Source organism: Pseudoglutamicibacter albus (assembly GCF_031458175.1).
Taxonomy (GTDB): Bacteria; Actinomycetota; Actinomycetes; order Actinomycetales; family Micrococcaceae; genus Pseudoglutamicibacter; species Pseudoglutamicibacter albus.
Genome location: NZ_JAVDXX010000001.1, coordinates 656,767 through 683,425, shown reverse-complemented (window position 1 = coordinate 683,425; position 26,659 = coordinate 656,767). Strand labels below are relative to the sequence as shown.

The following is a 26,659-nucleotide window of genomic DNA, read 5'->3' as shown; positions in this document are numbered from 1 at the left end:
CAACCCCACCGAAAACCCTGCTGCATCCAACGACTCCGCTTCAGCTACCGCAGACCGATTCGCACGTTTCGATGACTTGCGTTCGGCGGCCCCGAACGAAATCGTAACCCACGTTGAGGTTGAGGATCATGAGGTTGGCGGCCACACCATCGCCCTCATGACGATGGTCGCAGAGAAAGAGGGACATCCTGCAACCTTGGGGCCTGCCGGCCTAGCGAAGATCGGCCGCGCGGCCGAAGCTCAAGTCAAGCGTGCCGAAGCCGGTGAGATCGACGCGATCGCTATCACAGGTACTGGCCGCACGTTCGCTGCTGGCGCGGATCTCAGCACCATCCGCACCCTTTCGGATCCTGATGACGGACGCCGGTTAGCAGAACTCGGCCACGTGGCCTACGACGTCATCGCTGATGCCGATGCTCCAAGTTTCGCGTTCATCAACGGTCAGTCCCTGGGCGGCGGTTTCGAGACCGCTCTGGCTTTCAAGTACCGCACCGTCAACACAGCCACACGCGCGCTGGGGCTTCCGGAGGCTGGCCTCGGTTTGATTCCTGGTTGGGGTGGCGTCTATCGCTTCCCGCGCATCGTGGGTATCGAGAACGGTTTGAAGGTCATGCTCGAGAACCCGCTGAAGGGCAACCGTTTCCTTACCGGTAACGAACTTGTTGAGATGGGCGGGGCTCATGTTGGTTTTGGGCCGGAGAATTTCCTGCAGGACTCCCTGGATTGGGCGGCATCCGTTCTGGATGGCACAGCGCCTGAGGCTCAGCGCGAACTCGAGGATCCCTCTGATCCTGAGGTTTCTGCCCGTTGGGATGCAGCACTGAAGTATGCGCGCGGTCTTGTTGAGAAAGCTACGCACGCTGAAACCCGGCCTGCGCCGACCGCTCTCCTTGATGCGCTGGATGCGAACCGTTCGATGACGCAGAAGCAATCTGCTGAGCTTGAGGTGGATACGCTTGCGCGTTTGATGTTCACTCCGGCATTCCAAAACACCATCTATTCGTTCTTGGAGCTATTCCAGGCGCGCGCTAAGCGTCCGGCTGGCGTGCCGGCTGTTGAGCCTCAGAAGATTTCGAAGGTCGGCGTGGTCGGTGCGGGGCTGATGGCCGCGCAGCTTGCACTCGTGTTCGCTCAGAAGCTGCAGGTGCCTGTCGTGATGACGGACATGGATGAGCAGCGGGCCCAGGCTGGCTTGGATCATGTTGCCGGTTACCTCGCTAAGAACGTTGAACGTGGCCGGATGAAGGAAGAGGACGCTCGCGCGATCCAGCAGCTCATCACGGCTGGCACCGATAAAGGTGTTTACGCGGATGCTGATTTCGTGATTGAGGCCGTGTTTGAGGAGATCGGCGTCAAGCAGCAGGTTTTCCGTGAGGTTGAGAAGATTGTGCGCCCGGATGCGATCCTCGCAACCAACACGTCTTCGCTTTCGGTCAAAGAGATGGCCGAGGTCCTGGAGCATCCTGAGCGTCTGGTGGGTTTCCATTTCTTCAACCCTGTAGCGCAGATGCCGTTGATCGAGATTGTGCGAGGGCCTGAGACCTCGGACCAGGTTCTTGCTACCGCGTTCGCCGCCGCGAAGGGCCTCGGCAAGACTGCAGTGCTGGTCAAGGACGCACCGGCCTTCGTGGTCAACCGTCTGCTGTTGTTGCTGCTCGGTCTGGTTATGGACGCATTCGATCAGGGCATGGACCCGCACGAAGCGGATTCGGCGTTGGATCCGTTGGGCCTTCCGATGTCCCCGTTTGATCTGCTCGCGATGGTCGGTTTGCCGGTTGCTCAGCACGTAGCTGAGACGCTGAACACGAGCTTCCCTGAGCGTTTCCCGCTTTCGAAGAACCTACAGACGCTCATCGATAACAAGATCACCTCGATCTGGTCGAAGGACGAGAAGGGCCGGAAGTTCATCCCGGAAGAGCACCTGGCCTTGCTTGAACGCGGGGACGCATCGATCACCAAGGATCAACTGCTCACAACGGTGCTCGATGCGCTGGCAACTGAAATCCGCATCATGCTCGATGAAGGTGTTGTAGCTGGCCCGCAAGACATCGACTTGTGCATGATCCTAGGTGCCGGCTGGCCGCAGCACCTCGGCGGCATCACCCCGTTCCTTGACCAGTCTGGTGCGAGCACCCGCGCCAACGGTGAAGCGTTCGGCGCGTGGAGCTTACCGGCATCCACGAAGTGACACAATGGGCAGTATGGAAAACAAAACTCCGGTAAATAACGCAGCGGCGGCAGAGGTTGCCTCGCCAGCTGAGCACGATGCGGCGCATCAGGGTTGTTGTGCCTCGCGTCGCGCTGTCCTAGGTGGCGCGGTCATGGGTGCCGCCGCCCTGGGGCTTGCCGCATGCGGACCAAGCGGCCCCGCAGAAATCCCTGAAGCCACGGGTAAGCCTGAGGCGGTTATGAAGGTCAGCGATCTTGCTGTGGGGTCTCAGGCGAGCGCGGCGGCAGGGCAGACCAAGCTCGTATTGTTCCGCCCCTCCGAGAAGGAGGTGCTGGCGTTTTCGGCGGTCTGCACTCACGCAGGGTGTGAAGTCAGCCCGGGTTCAGAGAACCGTTTCCACTGCCCATGCCACGAGTCCTGGTTCAAAGCCGAGGACGGCACCGTCATTTCCGGTCCAGCGAATGCGCCGCTACCGCGGTTTGCATGCGAGATCAAAGGCGAGGACATCCTCGTTTACATCTAGTAGTTAGCAAGCCACTACGGTTTCAGGCCCCGGACAACACCCGTTGTCCGGGGCCTGCCGTTTTTCATGGTGATTCCGGCAGGCACAGCAGTGTTGTCTAGAAGCGCGGCATAGCAGCGCGGCATAGCAGCGCGGTCTAGAACAGTCCGCGTTCTCGGGCTTCGGCGACGGCCTGGGTGCGGGAGGTCACCCCAAGTTTTTCGAATACGTGAACCAGGTGGGTCTTCACTGTTGCTTGCGAAACAAAGAGTTTCTGGGCGATCTCGGCGTTCGTGAGCCCGTCTGAGACGCACTGCAACACTTCCAGCTCGCGCAGCGTCAGGCTCGGCAAGGGTGAGACGAGCCGTTCCATGAGACGGCTCGCTATCGCCGGGGCGAGCGCTGACTGGCCAGCGGCTGCCGCGCGCACTGCCGGCAACAGCTCTTCCGGTGGGGCGTCCTTGAGCAGGTAGCCTGAGGCTCCGGCCTCGACTGCCGCGAGAATATCGGCGTCCGTATCGTGGTTGGTCAAAACCAAAACCGGCATCGTGAGCCCCGCTGCACGCAGACGCTGAATAGCTACCGCGCCGGAGCCTTCATGGTCGAGCCGCAGGTCCATCAAAACCAGGTCAGGGCGCTCCCGCTCAACCTCGGCAACAGCATCGTCTTCGCTTCCTGCCTCCCCCACTACCGTGAGGTCATCTTCCATCTCCAGCAGGGCGCGCAAACCAGCCCGGACCACGGGATGATCATCCACCACAACAATGCGGATGCGATCACGTGCTTCGCTCATAGCTCCTCCTCGCCGGTGTTACTAGCTTGCCCCGCACCGTTCTGGCCTCCGCCTTGTGACGCGCCGGCTTCAAGCGGGATCCGTACAGAAATCCTTGTGCCCTGACCGGGCCGGGCATCCACCACGAGTTCCCCGCCCAGCTGTTGGGCCCGCTCACGCATCAAAGCCAAACCAAAGTGGCCTCTGCCCGGTGTGCCTTCCGGCGCTTTCGACGGACTAAAACCAACCCCGTCATCGCTGATCGTGAGTGTCGCCGTGGCGTCATCGTGCTCAAGTGAAACCAAAACCCGGTGGGCCTGGGAATGCTGGCGGGCATTACCTACCGCCCCTTGAGCGATCCGCAGCAGCGCAGACTGTTGGCTCATCGTCAACGGTGGGTCATCACTCATCACGACCACGGCCGGGCCTGCCCCCACATCGGCAAGCCGCTCCAGGGCACCGGTGAGCGTTTCATCAGAGAGCGCCGCCGGTGCCATCCTGCGCAGCATCCCTCGCGTCTCTGACTGCGCGTCTTCGGCTGCCGAACGGGCCATGACGATGTATTCCTTCGTCTTACGATGCTCATCATCGGTTGGCAGGCCACGTTCCGCGGCGTGCAACAGCATCTGGATCGAGGACAAGGACTGGGAGACACCATCGTGAATCTCTCCAGCTAAGCGGGCACGTTCAGCCTGCACCCCGGCCTCCCGCTGGCTCACGGTCAGTTCCCGCTCCGTGTCCAAGAGTCTCTGTAGCAGAGATTCACGCATTGCCGCCTGATACGCGACCGCGCGCAACGCCCAACCAATCATGATGCTGACCGATGCCCCCAGGACAGGGCCGATCACAACCGCGAAAGAAAACCCGATGTGAAGGGAAACAAAGAAAATAGCGCACGCCGTGGCGGCCGCAACAGCGACCGTGCCGAGCTTCATCCCCAAGAGGAACAGCAACGCGAAAAAGAACGGAAATACCAAATACGAGGCTTCCAGGATCTGGCTCGCCGCCAGCATCCATGCCGCCCCCATGAGGCTCAGACCGGCCACGGTTGCCGCGGTGTTTTCGTGAACCTTGCCTCGCTCAACCTGAATCGCGCCACCGGCCCACCCGGCAACGAAGAGCACAACGCCTGCCATGCCTGGCCAACCGTGATGCGTCTGCCCCGGCGTCTTACTCAGCCCCACACCGGCCGCGAAAGCAATACCAGCGCACACGAGCATCACAATGTGCAGGCCAGCCCGCAACAAGCGGAAGGCCGGGGCCATCGCTGAAACAACATGCTCCGGCTCCGGCACTGCACGGGCAGAAGAAGGCGTGAGCTCAACCATATGTATGAGAATACTGCGCTCAACCGCACGCCTTGACGTCCATACATCAACCGAAAGGTTGATCCTCGGCCTCAACCATGTTGGCAACCAAGATCAGTCCTCCGCGGGATCTATTCATGGGCGGAAGTCGATGGAATGGAGATAACGAAAAACCAGGCTGCACCGCAAAACCGCACTGCCCTGCAAAAGCGCATTGCACCGCACTGCACCGCAGGCAGTGTTGCATCGCAGCGTGGGGGAAGTTCGAACGGAAGAGGTTGAAATGTTTCTGGCTTGGCGTGATGTGTTACACGCGAAGGGGCGCTTCGCGATCATCACGGTGGTGGTGATGCTCATGACTTTGCTCGTGGGGTTCCTGACCGGCTTGACCGGCGGGCTCGCCGGCGCCAACGTCGACACCGTGCGGTCTTGGAAGGCAGACCGCCTCGTGATGTCGGCCCCCACCGGCGCTCAGAGCGCAAGTATGTCCACCTCGTCCATCTCCCCTGAAGCCCAGCGCGAGTGGGAAGAGCACATTGGCCAGACCAACGTGACCGCCATCGGCGTCACACAAATCTCGGCAAGCCACGAGGAGAACACCACCGGCGTTGCGATCATGGCGCACGGCCCTGGCGCTGACCTTGGCGCCGGCACAGGCCCGAACCAGGCCGACGACGCGGCAGCACCGACCGGCAGCGACGTCACAGTGAGTGAAGACGCCGCGGAAGAACTCGGTGTTCAGGCTGGTTCCACGATCACGGTCGCAGGCCACGAGTTCACGGTCTCTGAGGTCACTGGAACCGGTCACTATTCTCACGTGCCCGTCGTAGGGATGTCGTGGACCGCGTGGCAAGAACTCTCCGAACGCACCGGAGGCAGCGGCCAACCGAACGCTTTGTTAGTGCATGCAGATGTTTCCGATGACGACGCCCAAGCCATCAACAAGGCCGCGAACACGGTCTCCCCTGCCGGGTTCGATCAGCTCTTGGCCGTTGGTTCTTTCCGTTCCGAGGTCGGCTCGCTCGGGCTCATGATCGGGATGCTCATGGCGATCTCCGCGCTCGTTGTTGGCGCGTTCTTCACAGTGTGGACGCTGCAACGCACCCGGGACATCGCCGTGATGCGCGCACTCGGCTCCCCCCTGAGCGCTCTTCTGCGCGACGCGATCGGCCAATCCTTACTCGTTCTAGCCGTTGGTGTTGGCGCGGGAATCGGGATCATCATGCTCGCTGGGCCAGCGGTCTCTGCGAACGTACCGTTCGTCAGCAACTGGCTCACAACGCTCGTCCCTGGACTACTCATGACGCTCTTGGGGCTCATCGGTGCAGCGTTCGCCCTCCGTTCAGTGACCAAAGCTGATCCGATGCAAGCCCTCAGCTAAACCGCTAGCCCGCACTTACGCATCTATTCCGTTCTGCTTCTCGCACCGCCACCATCCTTCTGAAAGGTTCATCATGCTTTCCCTCACCAACCTGACCCTGACCTACCCGGACGGCAACGACACCGTGACCGCGCTCGATAACGTGACGCTGAGTCCTGAACCTGGCACGCTCGTCGGAATCACGGGGCCATCCGGGTCAGGTAAGTCCTCGCTGCTCACGGTCGCGGCGACACTGACACAACCGGATTCGGGGTCCGTCATGATCGACGATGTTGAGGCCAGCCGCTTAAGCGCGGCACAAGCCGCGCGTCTGCGTCGCGAGAAAATCGGGATCGTGTTCCAGCAGTCCAATCTTCTGCCGTCACTAACCGCGCACGAACAGGTGCGCGCGGTGGTTGAGCTCGCGGGAACGCGAGTACAGAAACGTGCCGCGCGTATCCGTGCCGGTGAGCTACTCGAAGCAGTAGGGCTCAGCGAGCAAGCGAACCTACGGCCATCCCAGCTCTCCGGTGGGCAGCGTCAACGCGTCAACATCGCCCGCGCGCTGGTATCCAATCCGTCGGTGCTGCTCGTGGACGAACCGACCTCCGCGCTGGATTCACGTTCAGGTGCGACCATCATCAACCTGTTGATCCGCATGACCAAGCAACTCGATGTCACCACTCTGCTGGTGACCCACGACCTACAGCACGCCCACCGCTTCGATGAAATGGTGACCCTGGTCGATGGTCGGATCACCGAGCACACCAAGGAAACCTCGCAGATCACAGTCGGCCAAGCCCAGTTCGCGTAGCGGGCACAGCCTCCGTCGGGGCTAGTCCTCGTCTGGGTTAGTCGTCGTCTGGCTTATTCGTCGTCTTGGTTGCGTTGGCCTGCACGCCAACGGATGCCGGCGTCGATGAACCCATCGATGTCGCCGTCCAGAACCGAACCGGTATTGCCGACCTCGTGGTTGGTGCGTAAGTCTTTGACCATCTGGTACGGGTGCAAAACATAGGAACGCATCTGGTCGCCCCAGGAAGCCTTGACGTCGCCCGCGAGTGCTTTCTTCTCCGCGGCTTCTTCTTCCTGTTTCAGCAGAAGCAACCGGGATTGCATAACCCGTAGTGCGGCGGCACGGTTCTGAATCTGGGATTTTTCGTTCTGCATTGAGACCACAATCCCGGTTGGGATGTGGGTCATCCGCACTGCGGAGTCGGTCGTGTTGACGGACTGCCCACCTGGGCCGGAGGAACGGAACACATCGATTTTAAGTTCGTTATCCGGGATTTCGATGTGGTCGGTGGTTTCGATGAGCGGGATCACCTCGACTGCCGCGAACGAGGTTTGGCGGCGGCCTTGGTTATCGAATGGTGAGATGCGTACGAGCCGGTGGGTTCCGGCTTCGACTGACAAGGTTCCGAACGCGTAGGGTTCGTTGACTTCGAAGGTCGCGGATTTCAAGCCGGCTTCCTCAGCATAGGAGGTGTCGGTGACTTTGGTTTTCCACCCGCGGCGTTCCGCATACCGTAGGTACATGCGCAACAGCATCTCGGCGAAGTCAGCCGCATCCACGCCTCCTGCTCCAGCGCGGATTGTGATGACTGCTTCGCGGGCATCGTAGTCCCCGTTAAGCAGGGTCATGATCTCCAGTTCGGAGAGTTTTTCTTTGATCTTGGCTAGCTCGGAGTCTGCGTCTTCTAACAGCTCCGGTTCGCCTTCTTCTTCCGCGAGTTCGATGAGGGTTTCGAAGTCATCGATGCGGGACCCCATGCCGGTGATGCGGCCGAGTTCAGCCTGCTTATGGGATAGAGCGGAAGTCACTTTCTGGGCTTCTTCGGGGTTATCCCACAAGTCGGGTGCAGCGGCTTCTTTTTCGAGTCTCTCGATCTCGGTTTGAAGCTGCTCTATGTCCGAGACCTCTTCAATCTCGTGAAGAGTATGTCGGAGGTCGCGGATCTCGGCGGCAAAATCAGTTGAAGACATAGTGTTTTCAAGTCTACCCGGCATGCAACTATGCCCACCTGAAGTTCAGGCCGGTACGGTATCGGTTTCAGGCCCATCCCGCGTCGGATCGCCCCGGTGGCTGAGTTAACGCATTTCCACCCGACTGAAGGAGTGGGTGTGTACGTGGGTGGTGCCGGGCAGCATGCCGCCTAGAATCGGGATCCTGGTGGTTGCGGACATGTTAACGTGGAGTGTGAGCGATTCTCCTTTGAATTCGATGTTGTCGATCCGCAGGTTATCCAGTTGGTCTGGCAGTGGGATGCGCCGTAGCTGCGCTTCGATGTCGGCGCGTGCGGCGGAAACATCCGGGTGGCCGGTTTCTTGAATCGCTTTGGCTTGGGATTTGCTCAAGACTGCGGAGCTTGTGACCGAGTCAGCGATCGAGGTGAGTTTCCGTTGAGAGATCGCGACGTGATTCAAAGCTGAGGTTACCGCGAGCACCGCGATGAGGAGCCCGAGCAGGCCCGCGACCATGACGGTGATGCGGCCTTCCTCCTCTGTTTTCGAGGCGGTCATTCGGCTCCTCCTATCAGCATCGAGGTCTCAGACTGTGCCTTCACTATCCCCCGGACGCCTTCGGGCAGGAAAGGTAGCGGAACGTCAACGTCCACGCGTGCAGTGATGAGTGAGCCTGGTCCGGGGCATTGCCCCGAGCATGTAAGGGTGAGCCGCGCATTGTCCGGGTTGATGCCGTAGCCGTGCATGACATCCGCGATCGCGTGTTCGGCTTGGGCACGTGTTCCAGGCGGACGCGCCCCAGGAGCATCTTGGTCCTGCGTGGAACCGTTGTTGGTCATGATGCGGGCGGCTTGATCGGATGCCGCGACCGCGGCGAGGTTGCCCGCCTGAACCATCGCGACTGCGATCATCAGATACATCAGCGGGATCGCAAGCAAGATCGCTAGACCAACGAATTCGATGATCGCGCTACCCCGATCCTGCCCCGCCGCCGTCTCGTTGGGTTCGTTGCATTCAAGCGCTGTGTTCTGCGTTGTGGCGGGCATTAGAACGTCGCTTTGGTTACAACCGCGTTGGTCGAGTATTCGAACGGCGCGGGCAGGAACCCTAGGATCGGTACGCGAACGGTAACGGTGACTTTGACTGCTGGCCCGTAGTCTCGGCTGATGAGTTCGGCATTGGCTTGTCCCATACCTGGCTGCAGTGATGAGTCCAGCAGTTCTTGAGCTCGTTGCGCTCCTGCGCTCGCTGATTGGTCCGGGAACGCGCCAAAGCGCGCCCCGTGGGTTGCTGCGTCTGCCGCCATGTTGCGCCAATGCAGGAACACCGCGAGCTGGATCATTCCGACGAATAAGAGCGCGACGAGTCCCATGATCATCGCTGTCTCTGCTACAGAGGAACCCCGCTCCGGATGCTCTTGGCCGCCTCCAGCGCCCGCCTCTTGGCTCTCACACATCACCATCACATGCCGCCGACCTTACCGATCGCATCGTTGAACAGCTTGATCAAAGCTGGGCCTGCGACCGCGTAGATCGCTGCAACCAGCAGAGCCGACATGAGAGTCACCAGAACCCAGCCTGGAACGTCACCGCGTTCACGGTCCTCATCGGGTGCTGCCCCGGCAATGAGTGCCGAGAACTTCACCAACGCGGCCGTGACGGCTGAACCCACCCGTGAACGAGCGAATTTGTTGTTCATGATTGATTCCTTTCACTTCTGAATACAACGTTTCTATACAGACATCGTGAGCAGGCTCAGCCCCGGGAACACTGCGAAAACCACGGAGAGCGGCAAGACACCAAACACCACGGGCAACAGCATCCCGAGCTCACGTTTGCCCGCTGTTTCCATAAGGTCCCGCCGAGCTGATTCCCGGGCATCTGCGGCTTGATCCCGTAAAACCGCGGCCAGAGGGGTTCCGCGCTCCGCCGCAACACTCACGGTGGATGCGCACCGTTGGACCGTGGTGCTCTCAAGTTCTGCCGCGAATTCAACGAGTGCTTCACCAACGTTTCCGTTCACGCGCATCTGGATCAGCATGTCGCGGATCCGCTCCCCCAATACGCCAGGGAACTGATTCCCTACCCGGGCGATCGCTGAACGCATGCCATCGCCTGCCGCAACGGCGAGCGCTACGAGTTCAATGAACTCTGGCCATTGCTCGATCGCGGCTCGTCGGCGTTGTTTGATGCGTTGGTTGACGCGGGTGTCTACGATCCAGGCGCCGGCGATTGCGCTTGCGATGACTGCGATGATCGCGGCTATGGGCTGGATGCTTTGCCGGGTGCTGAGCGCTATGAAGATGGTTCCGGCGGCCCCTGCCATGACGAGTGAGGCAATGAGCCTGTGTTGTTTGTGTTCGGCCACGCTGATGTCGAGGCCGGCGGCGGTGAGCATGGCCGCGATTTTCCGATCCCGCATCGCGATGTGTGGGCCCGCCGGGTACGTGCTGTTGCGGGTTGCGCTGTTGTATCGGGCCGCCCGTGCGGCTGATGACGAGAGGTATCTCAGTGGGTTGAGCACGCCCCAGCTCCACGGCCGGGGCGTACGGGCGCCGAACTGGGCCGCGATCCTGTCGCTGATCGGAAGGGTTCTACCTCGCAATATGAAATCGATGATGAATCCGATGCCGGCTAAGCCGGTGAGTGTGAGCAGGGCGCAAGCAATGAACAGGTTCAAGCGATCACCCGCTGAGGTTCAGGGAGACGCGCAATCCGCATCATAATGCGGTAGCTCACCACAGCCACGAGCGCTCCGCCAAGCAGAACCATGAGCCCGACTGGTGTCGAGTACGCCTGCGCTACGCGTGGTTCGAGGCAGAGAACCAACAGGATGACCCACGGCGCGCAGATCGCCAGCCGTGCAGCGTTGACTGTCCACGACTGCCGAGCTTCGAGTTCCCCTCGCGTGCGCGCATCAGTGCGCAAGAAACCCGATAGCGTGGTGAGCATGACGCTGACATCGGCCCCACCCACCTCGCGGGTGAGTTTGACTGCGCTGATGATGCGGTCAGCCACAGGGTCAGCTAGTCGCTGCGCGAGCCGGTCGAGCGTTTCTTCCATGTTGGCGGTGACCTTGAGGTCCGCCGCATAGGCCCTAAACGCTGGCTGAAGCTCTTTCGGCCCCTCGAAACTCAATTGTGCCAGCGCTTCATTCAACGGTAACCCGGCACGCACCGCCGAACGCAGATGGTCCACGACATCAGGCCATGTCTCCCGCAAAGCCTTACTACGTTGATCGGCTTTGTGCCGCAACCACCACGACGGCAAGACCGCGGTGATCCCCGCGAGCACCAGCGACACCGTGAGAGTTGAGGTCACCAACAGATAGATGCCCGTGGCTACCACCACGATGCAACTACTAATGAGCAGAAACGTCACCGTGGTCACGTGCTGCAACCCGGCCCGGTCCATAGTCCGGCGCAACCTACTCACCGAGGTTAAGGACTTCTTCCCACCACGCGTTGGAAAACCGGACTGCCAAATCAGCAACAGGCCCAGCCCAAGCGTCAACCCAAGAATCGCGCTCATAGCCGCTCCACCAAAAACATGCGTGGATCGACCCCGCGGGCCGCGAAACGAGCGTGCGCCGGGTCAGCATCACGGTTGGGAAGCAGCTCACCGCGGGAACGCTTGAAAATCGTGGAAGTCTCGATAACTCCCTGCCCGTCCGAACCTTTGAGCATCACGATCTCCTCGACCCCGCGCTCGCCGGCTGGGGTGCGGTAGCAGTGCACCACCACGTGCATTGTCGATGCCACGGTCGGAACCACGAACTCTTGGGAGATATTTGCACCGGCAAGCAAAGGCAGGGAACACATTTTGCTGATTGCTTCTCGCGCCGAGTTCGCGTGGATCGTAGCCATCCCAGGCAGGCCTGCATTGAGGGCAAGCAATAAGTCGAAACTCTCAGCCTCTCGCACTTCCCCGACCATGATCCGGTCTGGCCGCATCCGCAACGCTTCCTTTACGAGCCGCCGTAGCGTGATCTCTCCGACTCCATCGAGGTTGGCTGGGCGGCACTGCATTCCGACCACGTCACGCAACGGGACCTTGAGTTCAAAGACTTCCTCCACAGTGATGACGCGTTCCCGCGCCCCGATCGAGGCGGAAAGCGCGTTCAGCATCGTGGTCTTTCCCGCGCCAGTTGCCCCGGACACCACGATGTTGAGCCCGGCTTGCACACACGCGTCCAGAAACGCTGCCGCGCTGTTGCTGAGCGAGCCGAGCCGCACCATATCGCTCAAACGATGGGCCTGAGCCACGAATTTACGGATGTTGACCATCCACGCTGAACGCGTGATGTCAGGGATCGCGATGTGAAGCCGGGAGCCGTCCGGCAATGCAGCGTCAACGAACGGGGAGGACAAATCGACGCGGCGGTTGGTTCCAGCCAGCATGCGGTCCACCAGCGAACGTAGCTCGTCCTGGGTCATCCTGACCGGGGTCAGCGACGCAACCCCGGAACGGGCAACGAACACCCTATCCGGGCCGTTAAGCCAGATCTCTTCAACCTCAGGATCGTCCATAAACACTTGCAACGGGCCAAGCCCGATGAGCGAATCAACGATGCGGCGCTCAACATCATCACGACGCTTCAACGGGGTCAGCGACTCCGTGAGCGTGCGCAGGTCATAGTCTTCAAGTGCCTGCGCCACCAGCGCGCGCACGTGTGCTGGAGCAGTCACCGGGTCTACCCCATCCCGGCGCATCTGCTGGCGAACATCACGTTCGATCATCGAAGCGATCTCACTCATGTTCCACCCCTCACGCGTGTTGTCTCATGTGATGTGAATCAGGGAATTCTTTTCAGCGAATCCTGTCTCGCTGAGTTTCATAGCGAATTCTTGCGGCGAATTTTTCTCAGTGTTTGATCATGACCCTAAAAGCACACACGCACCGGTTGCAAGCACTAAATAAAAAGATGTGGATAACGGAGCTTATCCACACCAGAGCAACTCACAGGGAGCCCACAGCCGGTTCTTCAGTACGTTGTCTTCAACCACGGAAATTCAATGATTTCACCCAGGAGTTCCCCACCATGTTGCTGCTCGATCCACGAAACCCACGCGTATTTCAGCTTCCGGGTCTTCGGAAAGACGCCGCGCAATATCTGAAACATTTGCTCCTAGAAGACACAAACACCACCACCGGGCGCAGCAAGAATGCCTCACACCGGCACCGAGACACACTCCACCTCATCGTGGACTCAGGCCCCGACAGCGGAACCGTGTTCCCACTACCCCGCGGCGAATCCCTCATCGGCCGAGGACCAGGAAGAATCCAACTCAACGACCCCACTACCTCCCGCGAACACGCACTGCTACGAGTGGACCCGACCGGCATCACCGTCACAGCACTCGATGGCGAGGTCACCATCAACGGCGAGCGCGTTTCCTCGGGTAGCAGTGCTCGCGGTGTTACTGATGCGGATACGGTGACGGTTGGTGACACGACGTTGCGGCTGGTGGTTGCTGTGCGGCGGCAGCGTGGTTCTGGGCCGTTGCCGCAGGGGCTTGATGTTTCGATGCAGGCCCCACCGCGGTTCCCGTGGCTGGGTTTGGTCATGGCTATCGCGCCTTTGGGGATTGGGATTGTTCTTTGGGTCGCGTTGGGATCGTGGTTCATGATGGTTTTCGGTGCTTTGGGGGTTTTGACCGGATCATTTATGGTCGGGCAGAACATCGCGGACCGGCGGCGCTATCGCCGCACGCTACGGCAGCGAGCCTGGCAGCACATCGAGACTCTGCGCCGTCACGCGCCTACTCCCGCACGAATTGTCGCGTCGTGGCATCAGAGGTCTTCTCATCTCGGTTCACAACAGCAGGGCGCGAGGGGTGCGGCAGCGTGGAGCGGAGGGGGTTCGGCGAGCGCGCAGACACTTAGCCTACGTATCGGGAGTGTGCGCGAGCGACGTATTCGGCTGACGGTCAACGGTGAGCCAAGCAGTGTTGCGCTGTCCTCTAGGTTGCGACGTAAGCCTGTTGAGTGGCCGGCGGTTGTGCATGTACAACCCGGCGCGACGGTGACGATCTGCGGGCCGCCTGCGCGTTGCCTTGAGGTGTTGAGCGCGGTCGTTGTGTCTTTCTTGGAGCGTGGAATACCTGCGGGGTGGGGCATGGTGTTGCCGGCTTCTTCGCGTTTACCTGCCCGTCTACTGGGTATAAATGGCGTGCGCTTCGATAGCGCAGTGAACTCTTATGAATGCCTGCTCATCCCGCCAGGCAGTGCGTTCCCCTCATCCGCCGCGCATTCTCCTAGCGCAACGCACTCTCCTAGCGCAGCGCAGCCTTCAGGGGCAGCGCAGGGTTCAGGCGCGGTGCAGTCGGCGGTTACGGTGAAGCTTGAAACGCGTAGCTCTCTGGCCTCTGAGGGTGTCGCGTTGCCTGGTGATTGGGTTATTTCGTGCGCTGAGTCCAGTGCGGCTGGGCCACAAGCTGTGGTGCTGAGCGAGGGGACACGGCAGGATTTCTGCCCTGACACCATCAGCTTTGATGCGCTTGACCACGCGGCACTGACCTATCAACACAACAGTGGTTCGCAGCAGAGCGATGCTTCACAGCAGGGTGATGCTGCACAGCTGGGCAGCACGCCTGATATCGGTGGGTCACCCCACAGCAGCGGCGAGCCTCACAGTACCGATGAGCCTCACAGTACCGACGCACCCGTCGAAACCGCTGATGCCAGGTACGGTGTGGCTACCGATTTGGGGATAACCTCGGCCGGTGCGCCGCTCGTTATTGATATCGTCAAGGACGGGCCGCATGCCCTCATCGCAGGAACCACGGGCTCGGGCAAGTCAGAACTTCTACGTTCGTGGGTGCTCGGGCTGGCTGACCGTTACTCCCCCGAAGAGCTACGGCTTGCGCTCGTCGATTTCAAAGGTGGAGCAACCTTCAGCGATCTTGAAGCGCTGCCGCACATCGAAACGTGCGTCACTGACCTTGACGGAAGTGAGATCTACCGGATCGTGGAGGCTCTGCGGGTCGAGCTGACCCGCCGTGAAGAACTGTTGAACGAGGCCTCAGTCGCAGACATTTCCGAGCTTGAGCATGCCCCGCCCCGGCTGATCCTGATGATTGACGAATTCAGGATTCTCGCCCAAGACCACCCGAGCATCTTGACCGACATCATGCGTCTAGCCACGCTCGGGCGTGCATTAGGTCTGCATTTAGTCTTGGCCACCCAGCGGCCGCAGGGAATCGTGACTCCTGAGATCAAGGCGAACATTTCGCTCGTGATGTGCCTCAGGCTTGTGGACGCCGCTGATTCGATGTCACTCATCAATTCTCCCGCCGCCGCGCAGATATCGGCTTCGGAGCCCGGAAGCGTCATTATTTCTTCCTCCGGTAGCCCGTTGATTCATGGGCTCGTGGAGCCCACCAGCGACGCGCCACCCACGCTACGTGTCGGTGTCCTTGGCCCGCGGGTCACTGATATTTCAGCTCGCGAGGTGTGCGGCGGAGGGATACCTACGCTTGCTCAACGCCTGGAACGGATCCTTGCCCGGGCACCGCAGCAACTGTCCGACGCCCTCATTCCGCCACCTTTACCTGAGACAGTCTGCCCGCACGAGCTCTTCACAGCCAGATCCTCGCCGGATGCAGAGCTTCCGCTGGGGCTCATGAACACGCCCCAGGTGAGAATCACGGAGTTCGCGCCGCCGATGCCGTATTCGATCGGGATGTGCGGAGCCGATGGCAATGAAGACGCCACCGTCATCCGAGGCCTCGCCCACATTCTTGGAGGCAACGCAACTGATCTTGCTACCAACGCTGATCTTGCTGCCAAGACTGACCTTGCTACTAACGCTGCTCTTGATGGCAACACAAGTGGGCGCGGCCCTTCTGCCTCTTCGGTCATCGTGCTCGACGGCCTCGGACTACTGCGCTCAACCAAGCATGCGTGGGGCTGTTATGTCGGTCCCGACCAGACCAGCCTCGCAACAGAGGTGCTCCGAGAACTGAAAAACGGCCGCTTCCCGAACGCAACCGCCGATGCTCACGCGGGTGTCCCGCCAACGCTTTGGATCATCTCGCCACACAGCTGGTGGTCAGACCCATCCGAGCGCGCAGCAAACTACAGGGAGCACGCGGTACGGGAGCTCGCGCTCAAAGGCGAAATCGGGATCATCATCAACGGCGGGCGAGATCTCGCGACCTCACGGATCTTCACCACGCTCACCCACCGGATCTACCTGCCGTTCGCAGTCCCCGCTGAAGCCCGCCACATATGGCCCCGCATCCGACCCGTCCCCTCCTTACCAGGCCGCGGAGTGCTCAGTTCTGCCTCGCTGCCGGCCGACGGGCTGGCAATTCAACTACCAACCGCTGACACAGAACCACAACTGGCGGATAACCCCCACCGCTGGGATGAGAACCGCACCCCGCACACCGTCACGCTCGGCGGTCTTACCCAGCCCACCCTAGAAAGATCAGCCCCGTCGCTGCATATCACCCTAATTCCCTCGCAGACTCCCGTGCTCGTGCAAGCCAGACCAGCCGGGCTAGTGATCGGCGCTGATGACCGTGCACGCAACACGCTCATCAATGCATGGTGCAGCGGCTATACGGTCGAGCGCATCGACCCTGAAGCAACCTCTCACGAGCCCGAAGAAGATCAGGAAGAAAAAACAATCTGGGTCATCGACAACGCTGAAGCGCTCAGCCCCAGCCTCATCTCGCTATGCCAACGCCGCATCAAGGACGGCAAACCCATCATCTTCGGCGCTAGCGCCCCCGCACGTTTGCCCTACCTCATGCCCTGGTGGCGCAGCACAGCACTAGGTACCCACACCATCGCTATCCCACCGTTGAACGGCAGCGACTACGAGCCTCTCGGGTGGAATCCACCCCTGGCCAGCACAACGCAGCCCGGCCACGTGCTGGTCAACATCAATCAAGCAACCTACAGGGCCATCGCCTCACACGTGCCGTAACGGGCTCACCTGTGCCGTAAAAGATGAGCAGGAACCAGCTAGAACACAGCGGACGCCCACCAACCGTGTTCGCAGGTTTCAGCGTGGGACGTCGTCGATCGAAAGGTACAAACGCGTGGCCGGGGAGAAAACCATGACCAACGCAACCGCGGCCGTGACCACCATCGCAAGCCCCAACCAGATACCGCCGCCGAACATCGCTCCGCCACCGGCGAGCGCTTGGGCACCAATGATGATCTGGAACAGCTGCCACACCACGATGATCGCGCGGGTGAACGCTTTACCTAAGTAATGCTGAACCGCTGTCACTAACAAACCCGCACCGGCCGCGGCAATCAGAACCAACATGAAGATGCGGCCCGGCATATTCAACGGGCCCGGCTGATTGAGGTTGACGATCGACATGATCAAAGCGGCCGCGACCCCCAAGACCTCCAACCCAAGCATCGCCACAGTCACTTTGACAGATGCAGGAGCAACCATGCGAACCTCACGAGGCTCCGCCTGGTTGGAAGAGTGCGCCTGCTGAGAAGAATCTGCCTGCTTGGAGCGTTTGGCGGGCTGGGAAGGCTGAGTCATCATGCCCAACATTCTAGGTCTGAGAACGTGCACCCATCGAACCTGGCACGGGAAACCGTCTTCCACATCTACATTTCGAACGTGTACGGATGGATAACGAAGGCCAACAGAATCTCAGCTCTTAGTGCACAAACGGTGATCAACGCCATACCAATTAGTGACTTTCAAGTAGCATTCACCCTTGTCTAGCTACCAACCCCGTGGGAAAATTGATGTCAGTACCTGATGTTGTAGACGCACCGGCCCACGTCATGTGGGCCGTCTTGTTTCTCCAGCATCGATGTAAACAAAACGAACAGCCTGCACTACCGATATGAAGACCGCAGGCACAACGAACATGTTGCGACACTGACGCAACAACACGGCGATCCCACGGAGCATCGTGGGCTGTCGCCACAGCAACCAAGGAGCATTCACCGCATGAGTTGGCGCGATAAAGCCGCTTGCCTGGAAAAAGACCCTGACCTCTTTTTCCCAGTCGGCAACACAGGTCCTGCACTCCTGCAGATCGAAGAAGCGAAGAGCGTGTGCCGCACCTGCTCGGTCATCGAACAATGCCTCTCGTGGGCAATGGAGACCGGCCAGGACGCCGGTGTGTGGGGCGGGCTCAGCGAAGACGAACGCCGCGCAATGAAGCGCCGCGCCGCACGCGCCCGCCGCGCATCCTAAACACTCAATATTCATACCCATGTGGGCGTCCGGACTAAACACCGGACGCCCGCATGTTTAACGCATCGCAATTTCAAGCACCCCAACTTCAAACCCGCCACCGCATCCAGCCCAGCGCATCCCGCCCACCGCTTCCAGCCCAGCGCCGCAACCAATCAAGAGTTGCGACTATCTCTGCGCGGCTCATCCCTTGGTCGTATACCCCGGGGTAATACGGCTCGTATAGTTCGAGGTGTGACTCCCCATGAGGGTGCGCTTGAATGGTTTCTGCTCTGCTTTCCCCTAAGATCGAGGTGTGACTATGCCAGGACGCCGCGACGTATTAGTTGGCGAAGTGCTCGATGATCGTTATCGCATCGAGCGCCGAGTTGCGCGCGGAGGCATGTCCACGGTGTATTTGGGTACGGATTTGAAGCTGCGCCGCCAGGTCGCGTTGAAGGTTTTGCATCCGCACCTTGCCGAAACCAAGGAATCCGTTGAACGCTTCGAGGCGGAAGCGATCGCGGCAGCGCGGTTGAGTGACCCCAACGTTGTCAATGTCTATGACCAAGGGGTTGACGGTTCCGAAGCCTACCTCGTCATGGAGTATGTTCCGGGCGTGACGTTGCGTGATGTCATGCGGACCCAGGGCGCGATGGCTCCGCGGGCAGCGCTTGAAGTCATGGAAGCGATCCTCTCCGGCCTCGCTGCCGCGCATGAAGCGAACATGGTGCACCGTGACATCAAGCCTGAGAACGTTCTTATCTCAGCGGATGGCCGCATCAAACTCGCAGATTTCGGTCTTTCCCGGGCCGCAAGCGAACACACCGCTACCGGCGGGCTGGTCGGCACTGTCGCTTATGTCTCCCCCGAGTTGGTGACCGGGCGCGGCGCAGATGAACGCACCGACATTTATGCGTGCGGCATTCTGCTGTATGAGCTTTTGACGGGACGGCAACCCTACACCGGGGAGACGGCGTGGGATGTAGCGATGCGCCACGTCAACGAGACGGTTCCCGCGCCATCGGTCACAGTGCCGGAACTGAACGAGGACTTCGATTATCTGGTTGCGTGGGCCACCGAGCAGCAACCAGATAAACGCCCGACCCACGCCGGGGATTTCCTCAACGCGTTGCGCCACGTGGAGCGTCACCTTTCAGAAGAGGACCTCGACTTAGGTGATGAACCGGTCACCCTGCATGATCTGGTGGTCGCTACACAGAACCTGTTGGCCCGCACCCGCCCGAGCGAAGACGAACTGACTGACGCCGGGGACGCCGCTGGAGCTAAGCACCTAGCGCAGAACAGTCACCAAGCGCAGAGCAGTGACGACGATGCGGCGGATAACGATGCGCCGACAACCTACGTTCCGCTTCCGCACGATGAAGGAACATCGGTTGTCACGCCACCTCCGCCAGATTCGGATACGACTGTGGTTCCGGAGGGCGGGATCCCGCATCATCAGCTGAGTTTGCCTGATGACACCCAATCGCACGAGATCAGGCCGGGTTCCTTCGAAAGTAACGAATCCGGTTCCGTAGCAGGTGCGGGTGCTTCCGCGGTTAAGACGGGACCACGCACGGGGCGCGCGGCACGCAAACCATCTGAATCCGTGTCCCGGCCGGGAACCAAACGGAAGGCTTGGTTCATCGCGCTCATCGTCTTCATTTTGGTCTTGGGTGCCGGCCTGGGTGCGTGGTGGTTCGGTTCCGGACCGGGCGCTGAAGTAGTGGTGCCTGATCTGAGGAACCAGACGGAAGCCAGTGCGGTATCCCAGCTTGACGAAGTCGGGACCCACGCGAACACGAGCGAGGACTACTCGGCCACGGTCGCGAAAGGCAAGGTCATAGCTACTGACCCAAAAGCCGGTGAGTCGGTCCGCCGGTACCAGGGAGTGAACCTGGTGATTTCGCGCGGACCGAGGATGGTGAGCGTCCCGAACCTCAACGGTCTGGACCGTAAAGCTGCACAAGCTCAGCTGGAGGAAGCCAATCTCAAGCTCGGTAAGGTGACCGAACGCCACAACGAAGCCAAAGCCGGCAAGATCATTGAACAATCTGAGGAGTTCGGCTCAAGCATCGCGGAAGCCTCAAAGGTCGATGTGGTGGTGTCGTCCGGCCCTGCCCCTGTCGAGATCCCGCGTGTGCAGGGCCGCAACGAGTCCGATGCGAAAGATCTCCTCGAAGCCGCAGGTTTCACTGTGGTGGTCGGTGAAGCGGAGTTCTCTGACACCTACGAGGAAGGTGCGGTAATCCGCACCTCCCCTAATGGTGGCGAGAAAGTGGAACGTGGTAGCGAAATCGAGATGGTCGTCTCGAAGGGCCCTGACCTGGTAGAGGTCCCGAATGTGAGGTTCAAGAGCACGGACGAAGCCCGGCAGATCCTCGAAGACGCCGGATTCGAAGTGTCCGTTGAGGAAGGTTCCTTCGGTACAGTCCTCGATAACGTGGTGCAACAACGTCCGCGGGCCGGTGAGATGCTCAAGCGCGGCTCAACCGTTGTGATCGGCGTCGTCTAGCCCTCACGCCGTGTAGCTCTCCTCAGCCGTCTTGCCCTCAGCTGTCTTGCCCCTCAGCCGTTGAAGACCGGCGCCGGCTACTGACTTACAGCCGGGTTGCGGCCTCGATGGCGAGGTCGAGTGCGATGCCGCGGGAGGCTTTCCCCCAGCCGCGTGGGTCGTGCTGGTCGAGGTCGGCGAGCGAGTCAGCCGTGTAGAGCAACTGTCCGTAGGTTGCGCCGCGGAAGCGGGATACTGCCGCGAGCGCTGAGCATTCCATGTCCACGACGTCGCATCCGGCTGCTCGGCGGCGTTCGATGATCGCCGGAGTTTCACGCAGGAACCCGTCGGTGGTCCATACGGTGACCCGTTCCCCGGCACGGTTCTGAGCCGCAAGTGCCGCCTCAACAGCTTCAATGCCGGCAGCATCGAGGTCAATCCAGTCTTCAGCTGGCAAGTATTTGAAGCTCGTTCCCTCGTCGCGCAGCGCACGCTCCGGGATGAAGAACACGTTCTCTTCTTGAGTGTCGAGCGCCCCGCAGCTACCCACTGCAATGATTTTGTTAGCGCCTAGCGCCACCCCGAATTCGAGGTTCTGTGTTGCCGCGGATGCCCCCAGCGGAGCTAACACTACGCCGACTTCTACCCCGTTGTGTTCGGTGACCCAGTACGGGTAGTCGCGGGTGATCGAATCCAGCTCAACCCGGCATTCCCAGCCGCGTTCGTGCGCGAACTCGTCCACGGTGGGCCCCAGGAAAGCAAGCACGAGTCTCTCCGGTAGCGTGTTGGGGGCGTAGTCAGCCCGCCAGAACCCGCTGATGAGGTCGTTACGGTCCTCATCGCGATCAAACAGGGCGTACGGGCCGGTTGTGAGACCGGTCTCGGTGTTCTTCTCGCTCATGGTTCCCTTCCTCTGCCCCTCTTGTGAGCTCAGCTTGCGTGTTCGGCTCGTGTTCGGCTCGTGTTGTTCGGTTCTACGGCTACGGGTTAACGGTGCGCTAGGCCATTGGCTACCTGGAACGCTAGTTCAAGGGATTGCGAATGGTTCAAGCGTGGATCACATACGGTTTCGTAGAGGTCATCGAACTGGTCTTCCCGGATCGGGTCTGCCCCGCCGAGGCATTCAGCTACGTCATCGCCAGTCATTTCGATGTGGAGACCGCCTGGCACGGTCCCGAGCGACTGGTGCACTTCGAAGAAACCCTTGACTTCGTCCATAACGTCTTCCACGCGGCGGGTCTTGTAGCCGTTGGAGCTGGTCACGGTGTTGCCATGCATCGGGTCGGTGATCCACAAAACGTCTTCGCCAGCGTTCTTGACCGCTTCCACGATGGGTGGGAGCTTTTCGCGGATGTTGGTGGCCCCCATGCGGGTGATGAACGTCAAGCGGCCTGGGATGCGCTTGGGGTTGAGTTTCTCGATCAAACGTAGCGCGTCCTCCCCTGTGGAGGTGGGGCCAAGTTTGACTCCGAGCGGGTTTTCAACGTGTGAGAGGAAATCGACGTGTGCGCCGTCGATCTCGCGGGTGCGTTCACCGATCCACAGGAAGTGGGCGCTGGTCGCGTATGGGTTGCCGGTACGGGAATCGGTGCGGGTCAGCGCGCGTTCGTAGTCCAGTAGGAGCGCTTCGTGTGCCGCGTAGAAGTCTGTGCGGCGTAGCGCTTCGAAATCGGCTCCGCATGCATCCATGAAACGCACGGCACGGTCGATTTCTGCGGCGAGTTCTTCGTATTCCTGGTAGGCGGGGTTGGTCATGAAGCCACGGTTCCAGGAATGCACTGAACGTAGGTCAGCGAAACCGCCTTGTGTGAACGCGCGGATCAGGTTGAGGGTAGCGGCTGCGGTGTTGTAGGCCGTCACCATGCGCATCGGGTCTGGTTTGCGTGCTTCTTCAGTGAATTCGAAACCGTTGACGATCTCGCCCCGAAAGGTTGGCAGGGTCACCCCGTCGCGGGTTTCGGTCGAAGATGAGCGTGGTTTAGCGAATTGGCCTGCCATGCGCCCCATCTTCAGTACCGGCATTTGCGCACCATAGGTGAGGACCACGGCCATCTGCAGGATGGTTTTGACGCGGGCTTGGATTTTGTCTGCGGTTGCGCCGGCGAATGTTTCGGCACAGTCCCCGCCTTGCAACACGAACATTTCGCCGCGGGTTGCTCGCGCCAGTTGGTCGCGTAGCGCATCGACTTCGCCTGCGAAGACCAGCGGCGGCTTATTTCCTAGTTCAGCAACGGCACGTGCGTGGGTTTCGGTGCCCGCCCAGTCTGGTTGCTGTTTGATCGGTAGCGAACGCCACCGGTCCAGGGCCGGGTTAGCGGCCGGGCCTGTTTGGGATCCAGCGTCAGGGAATGTGGCGTTTGTCTGCATTTCTCTAGTCTACGGAGCCGAGTGGTGCGGGCATAAAGTCTTGCGTTCTAGGCGTAATACAGTCAACGCCTAGGGCACGCCGGTAGTGTGTCCACTAGCCACTCATGTCCGATGCATTTTCCAGAAAGGGCCATTGATGGGGACTCAGAATCACGGCGCTGTCCAGGGTCACGATGCCACGCACGATCACGGCGCTGCCCACGGTCACGATGCCACCCAGAGCCGCGGCGTTGCGCAGGGGCACAACGGCGTTGCGCGGGGGCAGTTCGTTGCCGGTACGAGCGGTGTGGGTGTTCTGTTGATTCATGGGTTCACGTCTAATCCGGCATGCTTGGGCGATTGGGGCAAGACCCTTCATGATGCTGGGCACACTGTTTCTATGCCCCTCCTTCCCGGCCACGGTACGCGCTGGCAGGATCTTGAGTCGGTGACCGTGGATGATTGGTGCCAGGCGGTGGAGAACGCTTACGATGCTTTGGCCGCTGAGTGCGATTCCGTTGCGGTGGGCGGCTTGTCGATGGGCGGGACGTTGACGGCCTATCTGGGTGCGGTGCGCCGCCCGGATCACTTGTTTTTTGTGAACCCTGCGTTCACATATCCACCTATGGCTTCGTTTGCGGGCGTCATGAAGAGGTTTTTGCCTACGGTTGGCTCAATCGGGGGTGACGTCCACAAAGAGGGCGTTTCTGAGACCGCTTATGAACAGGTGCCTGTGACCGCGGTGGATCAGATGACGCGTTTGGTGGCCCGCACCCGTCGCATGTTGCCTGGGGTGGATGCCCCGATCACGTTGTTCCGTTCCACCGTGGATCATATTATTCCGGATTCGTCGGTGAGGGTTTTCTACCGTGGCCTTCAGTCTCGTGTGCGTGATCAGGTGCGTTACGTTGAGCTTCACAACAGCTATCACGTAGCTACGTTGGATGAGGATGCCCCGCTGATCTTCTCGACGTCCCGAGATGAGGTTGATGAGATCGCTCAGCGTTTGCGTGCTTCTGGCGGCAAGCACAATTCTGGCGGCAAGCATGATGCAGTAGCGAATACCGCGAAGGGTGTGTGAGTTGCGGTGAAGGACCGCCGTGATGACGATGCGGAGTGGGCTGATCTTGTAGCTCGCCTCGAGGCCATGGACCCGGGCGTAACAGATGCTGAGGCGCAGGCACAGCGGAAGGCGGAGGAGCTCGAGGATTTCTTCGCCTCTCAGCCGTTCTATCCCATCACAAAGGCTGACGCTGATTCCACGGCTGAGCCTCCCTCCGAACCTAGCTCCGCTGTTCATTCTGCCGGCTCCGGTGCTCACCTTGCAGGTCCGCGGGATTGGTCTCCGATAGAGGATGCCGCTGGGTGGGGTGAGGACACTGATTATGTTCCTGAAGATCCGCCGTCGATTTTCTCTGGACGTCCAGACAGGGTTTTGGCGTGGTCCGTTGTGGTGGCCTTGCCGCTTGTAATACTCCTGCTGGTCATGTTCAAGGTGAGTATCGCGCCTTTCATGTGGTGGGTTTTCATCGCCGGTGAGCTGGGTGCCTTGTTGTATTTGGGCTGGACGTTGCCGCGGCATCCTCGTGATCCATGGGATGACGGGGCGCGTGTTTAGCGGTCTAAGAGACACCTGGTTACGCATGGGTAGGGGCAATGGCATAAAGTAGTAGGTAGTCAAAGTGATGCACATCACATTTGAGGTGGTGTGGCTCGTCCCGCACGCGATAGTCAGGAGTTTGCTTGTGGAAACCGTTTCTGTTCCGGCCGAGGTTGTGAACCCAGAAGACGCTACGTTGGTTCACCTGGTCGACCGTCATTTAGAGAAGAATGGCGATATTGCATTGTTCTCTAAACCGGACGGTAGCGACGGTTGGGTTGATGTTTCCGCTAGAGATTTCGCAGCGGATGCCAAGCTCATCGCACGCGGATTGATGCATTACGGCGTGAAGCCCGGAGACCGGGTCGCGTTGATGTCAGCAACGCGTTATGAGTGGAGCCTGGTCGATTTCGCTATCGCGTATGCCGGCGGTATTTCGGTTCCTATCTATGAGACCTCCTCCCCTAGCCAGGTCGCCTGGATTTTGAAGGATTCTGGCTCGCAGATCGTTGTCGTTGAGAATTCCAGGCATGCCCAGGCTGTTAAGCGCGCTAAGGATTCCGAGTCGCTTTCTGAGATCTCAGCGACGTTGGTGATCGACGAGGACGGGTTGGATAAGCTGCGCGCTGCCGGCGAGAACGTCTCAGAGGAGCAGCGCGCTCAGCAGGAAGCTCCGCGGAAGAAGACGGACATCGCCACGATCATCTACACCTCGGGCACAACGGGAAAACCGAAGGGTTGCGAACTCACGCACGCGAACTTTGTGGACCTTTCAGACAACGCGGCCGCAGCGGTTCCCGGCGTTATCACCCCGGACGCGTCCACGATCCTGTTTTTGCCGTTGGCTCACGTTTTCGCCCGCTTCATCGCGTTGATGGCGGTCGGCGGTGGCACACGCACCGGCCATACCTCGGATTTGAAGAACCTATTGCCGGCGCTGGATTCGTTCAAGCCGACGTTCTTGCTCGTTGTTCCTCGCGTGTTTGAGAAAGTTTTCAACGGGGCGCAACAAAAGGCTGAAGATGGCGGCAAGGGCAAAATTTTCGCGCGTGCCGCGAAAGTCGCTGAAGAGTATTCGCGTCAGTCCCTTGAGGGTAAGGTTTCGCTGAGCACCCGCGTGAAGCACAAGATTTTCGATGTGCTGGTCTATAAGAAGCTGCGTGCCGCGATGGGCGGCAAGGTGACTCATGCGGTCTCTGGCGGTAGTGCACTGGGTGAACGTTTGGGCCACTTCTTCAACGGTATTGGCCTCACCGTGCTGGAGGGCTTCGGAGCTACTGAGACGGCGGCGCCTGTCACGGTGAACACTCCCGAGAAGATCAAGATCGGCACTGTCGGCCGCCCGGTCCCGGGCAATGAGATCAAACTCGGCGAGGACGGCGAGATCCTCGTCAAGGGCGTGTGTGTTTTCAAGGGCTACTACAACCGTGAAGACCTTACGGAGGACGCTTTCGTTGATGGTTGGTACGCCACGGGTGACCTGGGCACGATCGATGAGGACGGCTTCCTCACCATCACGGGCCGTAAGAAAGAGATCCTGGTGACGGCCTCCGGTAAGAACGTAGCTCCGGGCCTCATGGAGGACCGCGTCCGTAGTGTGCCGATCGTTTCTCAGTGTGTTGTGGTTGGTGAGGGCCGCCCGTACGTTGGCGCGCTAGTCACGGTTGATGAGGAAGCGCTGCCAGGCTGGCTCGAACGCCATAACCTCCCTTCCGACACCAAGATTGAGGACCTTGTAGAAAATAAGGATCTTCTCGCGGACATCCAGGAAGGTATCGATTCGGCGAACGACACGGTTTCGCGTGCTGAGTCGATCCGTAAGTTCCGGGTTTTGACGACTGACCTGACCGAAGAGACAGGGCATTTGACGCCGAGCCTGAAGATCCGCCGGCAGATTGTGTTGAAGGACTTCCAGGATGAGGTCGAGAAACTCTACAAACCTTAGTGAAGGCCTGGGCAGGGGCCCCACTAAGGCC

24 protein-coding genes are annotated in these 26,659 nt (G+C 60.1%); 10 read left to right on the top strand and 14 right to left on the bottom strand.

Translation table 11 applies throughout. The features are described 5' to 3' along the window. Positions 1–76: 76 nt before the first annotated feature. Both J2S67_RS02950 and J2S67_RS02945 read left to right on the top strand, forming a co-directional pair. Positions 77–2,188 carry a 3-hydroxyacyl-CoA dehydrogenase NAD-binding domain-containing protein gene (locus J2S67_RS02950; RefSeq protein ID WP_377650339.1) on the top strand — a complete coding sequence of 704 codons (2,112 nt, stop codon included), beginning with the start codon at positions 77–79 and terminating at the stop codon, positions 2,186–2,188. 13 nt (positions 2,189–2,201) lie between these two features. Further along, positions 2,202–2,693 carry a Rieske (2Fe-2S) protein gene (locus J2S67_RS02945; protein WP_239446465.1) on the top strand — a complete coding sequence of 164 codons (492 nt, stop codon included), beginning with the start codon at positions 2,202–2,204 and terminating at the stop codon, positions 2,691–2,693. Between the two features lie 136 nt (positions 2,694–2,829). Here the strand turns inward: J2S67_RS02945 and J2S67_RS02940 are convergent, their stop codons facing one another. Next, positions 2,830–3,465 (bottom strand): response regulator, encoded by a 636-nt coding sequence (locus tag J2S67_RS02940; RefSeq protein WP_070490909.1) that lies wholly within the window; start codon positions 3,463–3,465, stop codon positions 2,830–2,832. Continuing rightward, complete coding sequence (locus J2S67_RS02935) at positions 3,462–4,772, bottom strand: ATP-binding protein (RefSeq protein WP_310246140.1); 1,311 nt, start codon at positions 4,770–4,772, stop codon at positions 3,462–3,464. Before J2S67_RS02935 ends, J2S67_RS02940 begins: the two co-directional genes overlap by 4 nt. Before the next feature lie 232 nt (positions 4,773–5,004). Here J2S67_RS02935 and J2S67_RS02930 point away from each other — a divergent pair, with 232 nt between their 5' ends. Continuing rightward, positions 5,005–6,132 (top strand): ABC transporter permease, encoded by a 1,128-nt coding sequence (locus tag J2S67_RS02930; protein WP_310246138.1) that lies wholly within the window; start codon positions 5,005–5,007, stop codon positions 6,130–6,132. A 73-nt stretch (positions 6,133–6,205) separates the two neighbouring features. Next, positions 6,206–6,925: an ABC transporter ATP-binding protein gene (locus tag J2S67_RS02925; RefSeq protein ID WP_239446468.1), complete on the top strand. Its 720-nt coding sequence runs from the start codon at positions 6,206–6,208 to the stop codon at positions 6,923–6,925. A gap of 53 nt (positions 6,926–6,978) precedes the next feature. On the opposite strand, the gene prfB is transcribed toward J2S67_RS02925, so the two are convergent. The 8 genes from prfB to J2S67_RS02885 form a co-directional block, all read right to left on the bottom strand. Beyond that, the gene (gene prfB, locus J2S67_RS02920) at positions 6,979–8,097 is read right to left on the bottom strand and encodes a peptide chain release factor 2 (RefSeq protein WP_070506400.1); all 1,119 of its coding nucleotides are present in this window, start codon (positions 8,095–8,097) and stop codon (positions 6,979–6,981) included. 105 nt (positions 8,098–8,202) lie between these two features. Continuing rightward, positions 8,203–8,634: a hypothetical protein gene (locus J2S67_RS02915; protein WP_035757592.1), complete on the bottom strand. Its 432-nt coding sequence runs from the start codon at positions 8,632–8,634 to the stop codon at positions 8,203–8,205. After that, the gene (locus tag J2S67_RS02910; RefSeq protein ID WP_052048676.1) at positions 8,631–9,122 is read right to left on the bottom strand and encodes a hypothetical protein; all 492 of its coding nucleotides are present in this window, start codon (positions 9,120–9,122) and stop codon (positions 8,631–8,633) included. Before J2S67_RS02910 ends, J2S67_RS02915 begins: the two co-directional genes overlap by 4 nt. Next, positions 9,122–9,532 carry a TadE/TadG family type IV pilus assembly protein gene (locus tag J2S67_RS02905; protein ID WP_310246130.1) on the bottom strand — a complete coding sequence of 137 codons (411 nt, stop codon included), beginning with the start codon at positions 9,530–9,532 and terminating at the stop codon, positions 9,122–9,124. The genes J2S67_RS02910 and J2S67_RS02905 overlap by 1 nt, the downstream gene beginning before the upstream one ends. 5 nt (positions 9,533–9,537) lie before the next feature. Further along, positions 9,538–9,774 (bottom strand): hypothetical protein, encoded by a 237-nt coding sequence (locus J2S67_RS02900; protein WP_035757590.1) that lies wholly within the window; start codon positions 9,772–9,774, stop codon positions 9,538–9,540. Between the two features lie 33 nt (positions 9,775–9,807). Further along, complete coding sequence (locus J2S67_RS02895; RefSeq protein WP_141739757.1) at positions 9,808–10,599, bottom strand: type II secretion system F family protein; 792 nt, start codon at positions 10,597–10,599, stop codon at positions 9,808–9,810. A gap of 152 nt (positions 10,600–10,751) precedes the next feature. Beyond that, positions 10,752–11,606 (bottom strand): type II secretion system F family protein, encoded by an 855-nt coding sequence (locus tag J2S67_RS02890; protein WP_310246124.1) that lies wholly within the window; start codon positions 11,604–11,606, stop codon positions 10,752–10,754. Continuing rightward, positions 11,603–12,832: a CpaF family protein gene (locus J2S67_RS02885; RefSeq protein WP_070490916.1), complete on the bottom strand. Its 1,230-nt coding sequence runs from the start codon at positions 12,830–12,832 to the stop codon at positions 11,603–11,605. Before J2S67_RS02885 ends, J2S67_RS02890 begins: the two co-directional genes overlap by 4 nt. A gap of 446 nt (positions 12,833–13,278) precedes the next feature. Here J2S67_RS02885 and J2S67_RS02880 point away from each other — a divergent pair, with 446 nt between their 5' ends. Next, a complete protein-coding gene (locus tag J2S67_RS02880) occupies positions 13,279–17,013 on the top strand; it encodes an FHA domain-containing protein (RefSeq protein WP_310246119.1) in 3,735 nt (1,244 codons plus the stop codon). A gap of 78 nt (positions 17,014–17,091) precedes the next feature. Here the strand turns inward: J2S67_RS02880 and J2S67_RS02875 are convergent, their stop codons facing one another. Next, on the bottom strand, positions 17,092–17,595 hold the full coding sequence (locus tag J2S67_RS02875) for a hypothetical protein (protein WP_035757581.1): 504 nt from the start codon (positions 17,593–17,595) through the stop codon (positions 17,092–17,094). Between the two features lie 417 nt (positions 17,596–18,012). Here J2S67_RS02875 and J2S67_RS02870 point away from each other — a divergent pair, with 417 nt between their 5' ends. After that, the gene (locus J2S67_RS02870) at positions 18,013–18,261 is read left to right on the top strand and encodes a WhiB family transcriptional regulator (protein WP_035757578.1); all 249 of its coding nucleotides are present in this window, start codon (positions 18,013–18,015) and stop codon (positions 18,259–18,261) included. A 301-nt stretch (positions 18,262–18,562) separates the two neighbouring features. Further along, positions 18,563–20,758: a Stk1 family PASTA domain-containing Ser/Thr kinase gene (locus J2S67_RS02865; protein WP_310248695.1), complete on the top strand. Its 2,196-nt coding sequence runs from the start codon at positions 18,563–18,565 to the stop codon at positions 20,756–20,758. A gap of 85 nt (positions 20,759–20,843) precedes the next feature. Here J2S67_RS02865 and J2S67_RS02860 read toward each other — a convergent pair whose 3' ends face one another. From J2S67_RS02860 to J2S67_RS02850, 3 genes are all read right to left on the bottom strand, one after another. Continuing rightward, complete coding sequence (locus J2S67_RS02860) at positions 20,844–21,638, bottom strand: nucleoside phosphorylase (protein ID WP_035757572.1); 795 nt, start codon at positions 21,636–21,638, stop codon at positions 20,844–20,846. Between the two features lie 86 nt (positions 21,639–21,724). Continuing rightward, complete coding sequence (locus J2S67_RS02855; protein WP_035757569.1) at positions 21,725–23,104, bottom strand: class II 3-deoxy-7-phosphoheptulonate synthase; 1,380 nt, start codon at positions 23,102–23,104, stop codon at positions 21,725–21,727. Positions 23,105–23,198: 94 nt separating this feature from the next. Continuing rightward, a complete protein-coding gene (locus J2S67_RS02850) occupies positions 23,199–23,411 on the bottom strand; it encodes a hypothetical protein (protein ID WP_310248834.1) in 213 nt (70 codons plus the stop codon). Here J2S67_RS02850 and J2S67_RS02845 point away from each other — a divergent pair. The 3 genes from J2S67_RS02845 (at position 23,391) to J2S67_RS02835 (ending at position 26,628) form a co-directional block, all read left to right on the top strand. Then, the gene (locus J2S67_RS02845) at positions 23,391–24,164 is read left to right on the top strand and encodes an alpha/beta hydrolase (protein ID WP_310248690.1); all 774 of its coding nucleotides are present in this window, start codon (positions 23,391–23,393) and stop codon (positions 24,162–24,164) included. The two genes, J2S67_RS02850 and J2S67_RS02845, sit on opposite strands and share 21 nt — an antisense overlap. A gap of 6 nt (positions 24,165–24,170) precedes the next feature. Then, positions 24,171–24,701: a hypothetical protein gene (locus J2S67_RS02840; protein WP_310246110.1), complete on the top strand. Its 531-nt coding sequence runs from the start codon at positions 24,171–24,173 to the stop codon at positions 24,699–24,701. 67 nt (positions 24,702–24,768) lie between these two features. Continuing rightward, on the top strand, positions 24,769–26,628 hold the full coding sequence (locus J2S67_RS02835) for an AMP-dependent synthetase/ligase (RefSeq protein ID WP_084590500.1): 1,860 nt from the start codon (positions 24,769–24,771) through the stop codon (positions 26,626–26,628). Positions 26,629–26,659: the final 31 nt, after the last annotated feature.

Coding starts and splice junctions, on each gene's coding strand:
- J2S67_RS02945 (WP_239446465.1), top strand. CDS start 2,202: ATGGAAAACAAAACTCCGGTAAATAACGCAGCGGCGGCAGAGGTTGCC.
- J2S67_RS02940 (WP_070490909.1), bottom strand. CDS start 3,465: ATGAGCGAAGCACGTGATCGCATCCGCATTGTTGTGGTGGATGATCAT.
- J2S67_RS02935 (WP_310246140.1), bottom strand. CDS start 4,772: ATGGTTGAGCTCACGCCTTCTTCTGCCCGTGCAGTGCCGGAGCCGGAG.
- J2S67_RS02925 (WP_239446468.1), top strand. CDS start 6,206: ATGCTTTCCCTCACCAACCTGACCCTGACCTACCCGGACGGCAACGAC.
- prfB (WP_070506400.1), bottom strand. CDS start 8,097: ATGTCTTCAACTGATTTTGCCGCCGAGATCCGCGACCTCCGACATACT.
- J2S67_RS02915 (WP_035757592.1), bottom strand. CDS start 8,634: ATGACCGCCTCGAAAACAGAGGAGGAAGGCCGCATCACCGTCATGGTC.
- J2S67_RS02910 (WP_052048676.1), bottom strand. CDS start 9,122: ATGCCCGCCACAACGCAGAACACAGCGCTTGAATGCAACGAACCCAAC.
- J2S67_RS02905 (WP_310246130.1), bottom strand. CDS start 9,532: ATGTGTGAGAGCCAAGAGGCGGGCGCTGGAGGCGGCCAAGAGCATCCG.
- J2S67_RS02900 (WP_035757590.1), bottom strand. CDS start 9,774: ATGAACAACAAATTCGCTCGTTCACGGGTGGGTTCAGCCGTCACGGCC.
- J2S67_RS02890 (WP_310246124.1), bottom strand. CDS start 11,606: ATGAGCGCGATTCTTGGGTTGACGCTTGGGCTGGGCCTGTTGCTGATT.
- J2S67_RS02885 (WP_070490916.1), bottom strand. CDS start 12,832: ATGAGTGAGATCGCTTCGATGATCGAACGTGATGTTCGCCAGCAGATG.
- J2S67_RS02875 (WP_035757581.1), bottom strand. CDS start 17,595: ATGATGACTCAGCCTTCCCAGCCCGCCAAACGCTCCAAGCAGGCAGAT.
- J2S67_RS02870 (WP_035757578.1), top strand. CDS start 18,013: ATGAGTTGGCGCGATAAAGCCGCTTGCCTGGAAAAAGACCCTGACCTC.
- J2S67_RS02865 (WP_310248695.1), top strand. CDS start 18,563: ATGCCAGGACGCCGCGACGTATTAGTTGGCGAAGTGCTCGATGATCGT.
- J2S67_RS02860 (WP_035757572.1), bottom strand. CDS start 21,638: ATGAGCGAGAAGAACACCGAGACCGGTCTCACAACCGGCCCGTACGCC.
- J2S67_RS02855 (WP_035757569.1), bottom strand. CDS start 23,104: ATGCAGACAAACGCCACATTCCCTGACGCTGGATCCCAAACAGGCCCG.
- J2S67_RS02850 (WP_310248834.1), bottom strand. CDS start 23,411: ATGAATCAACAGAACACCCACACCGCTCGTACCGGCAACGAACTGCCC.
- J2S67_RS02835 (WP_084590500.1), top strand. CDS start 24,769: ATGCACATCACATTTGAGGTGGTGTGGCTCGTCCCGCACGCGATAGTC.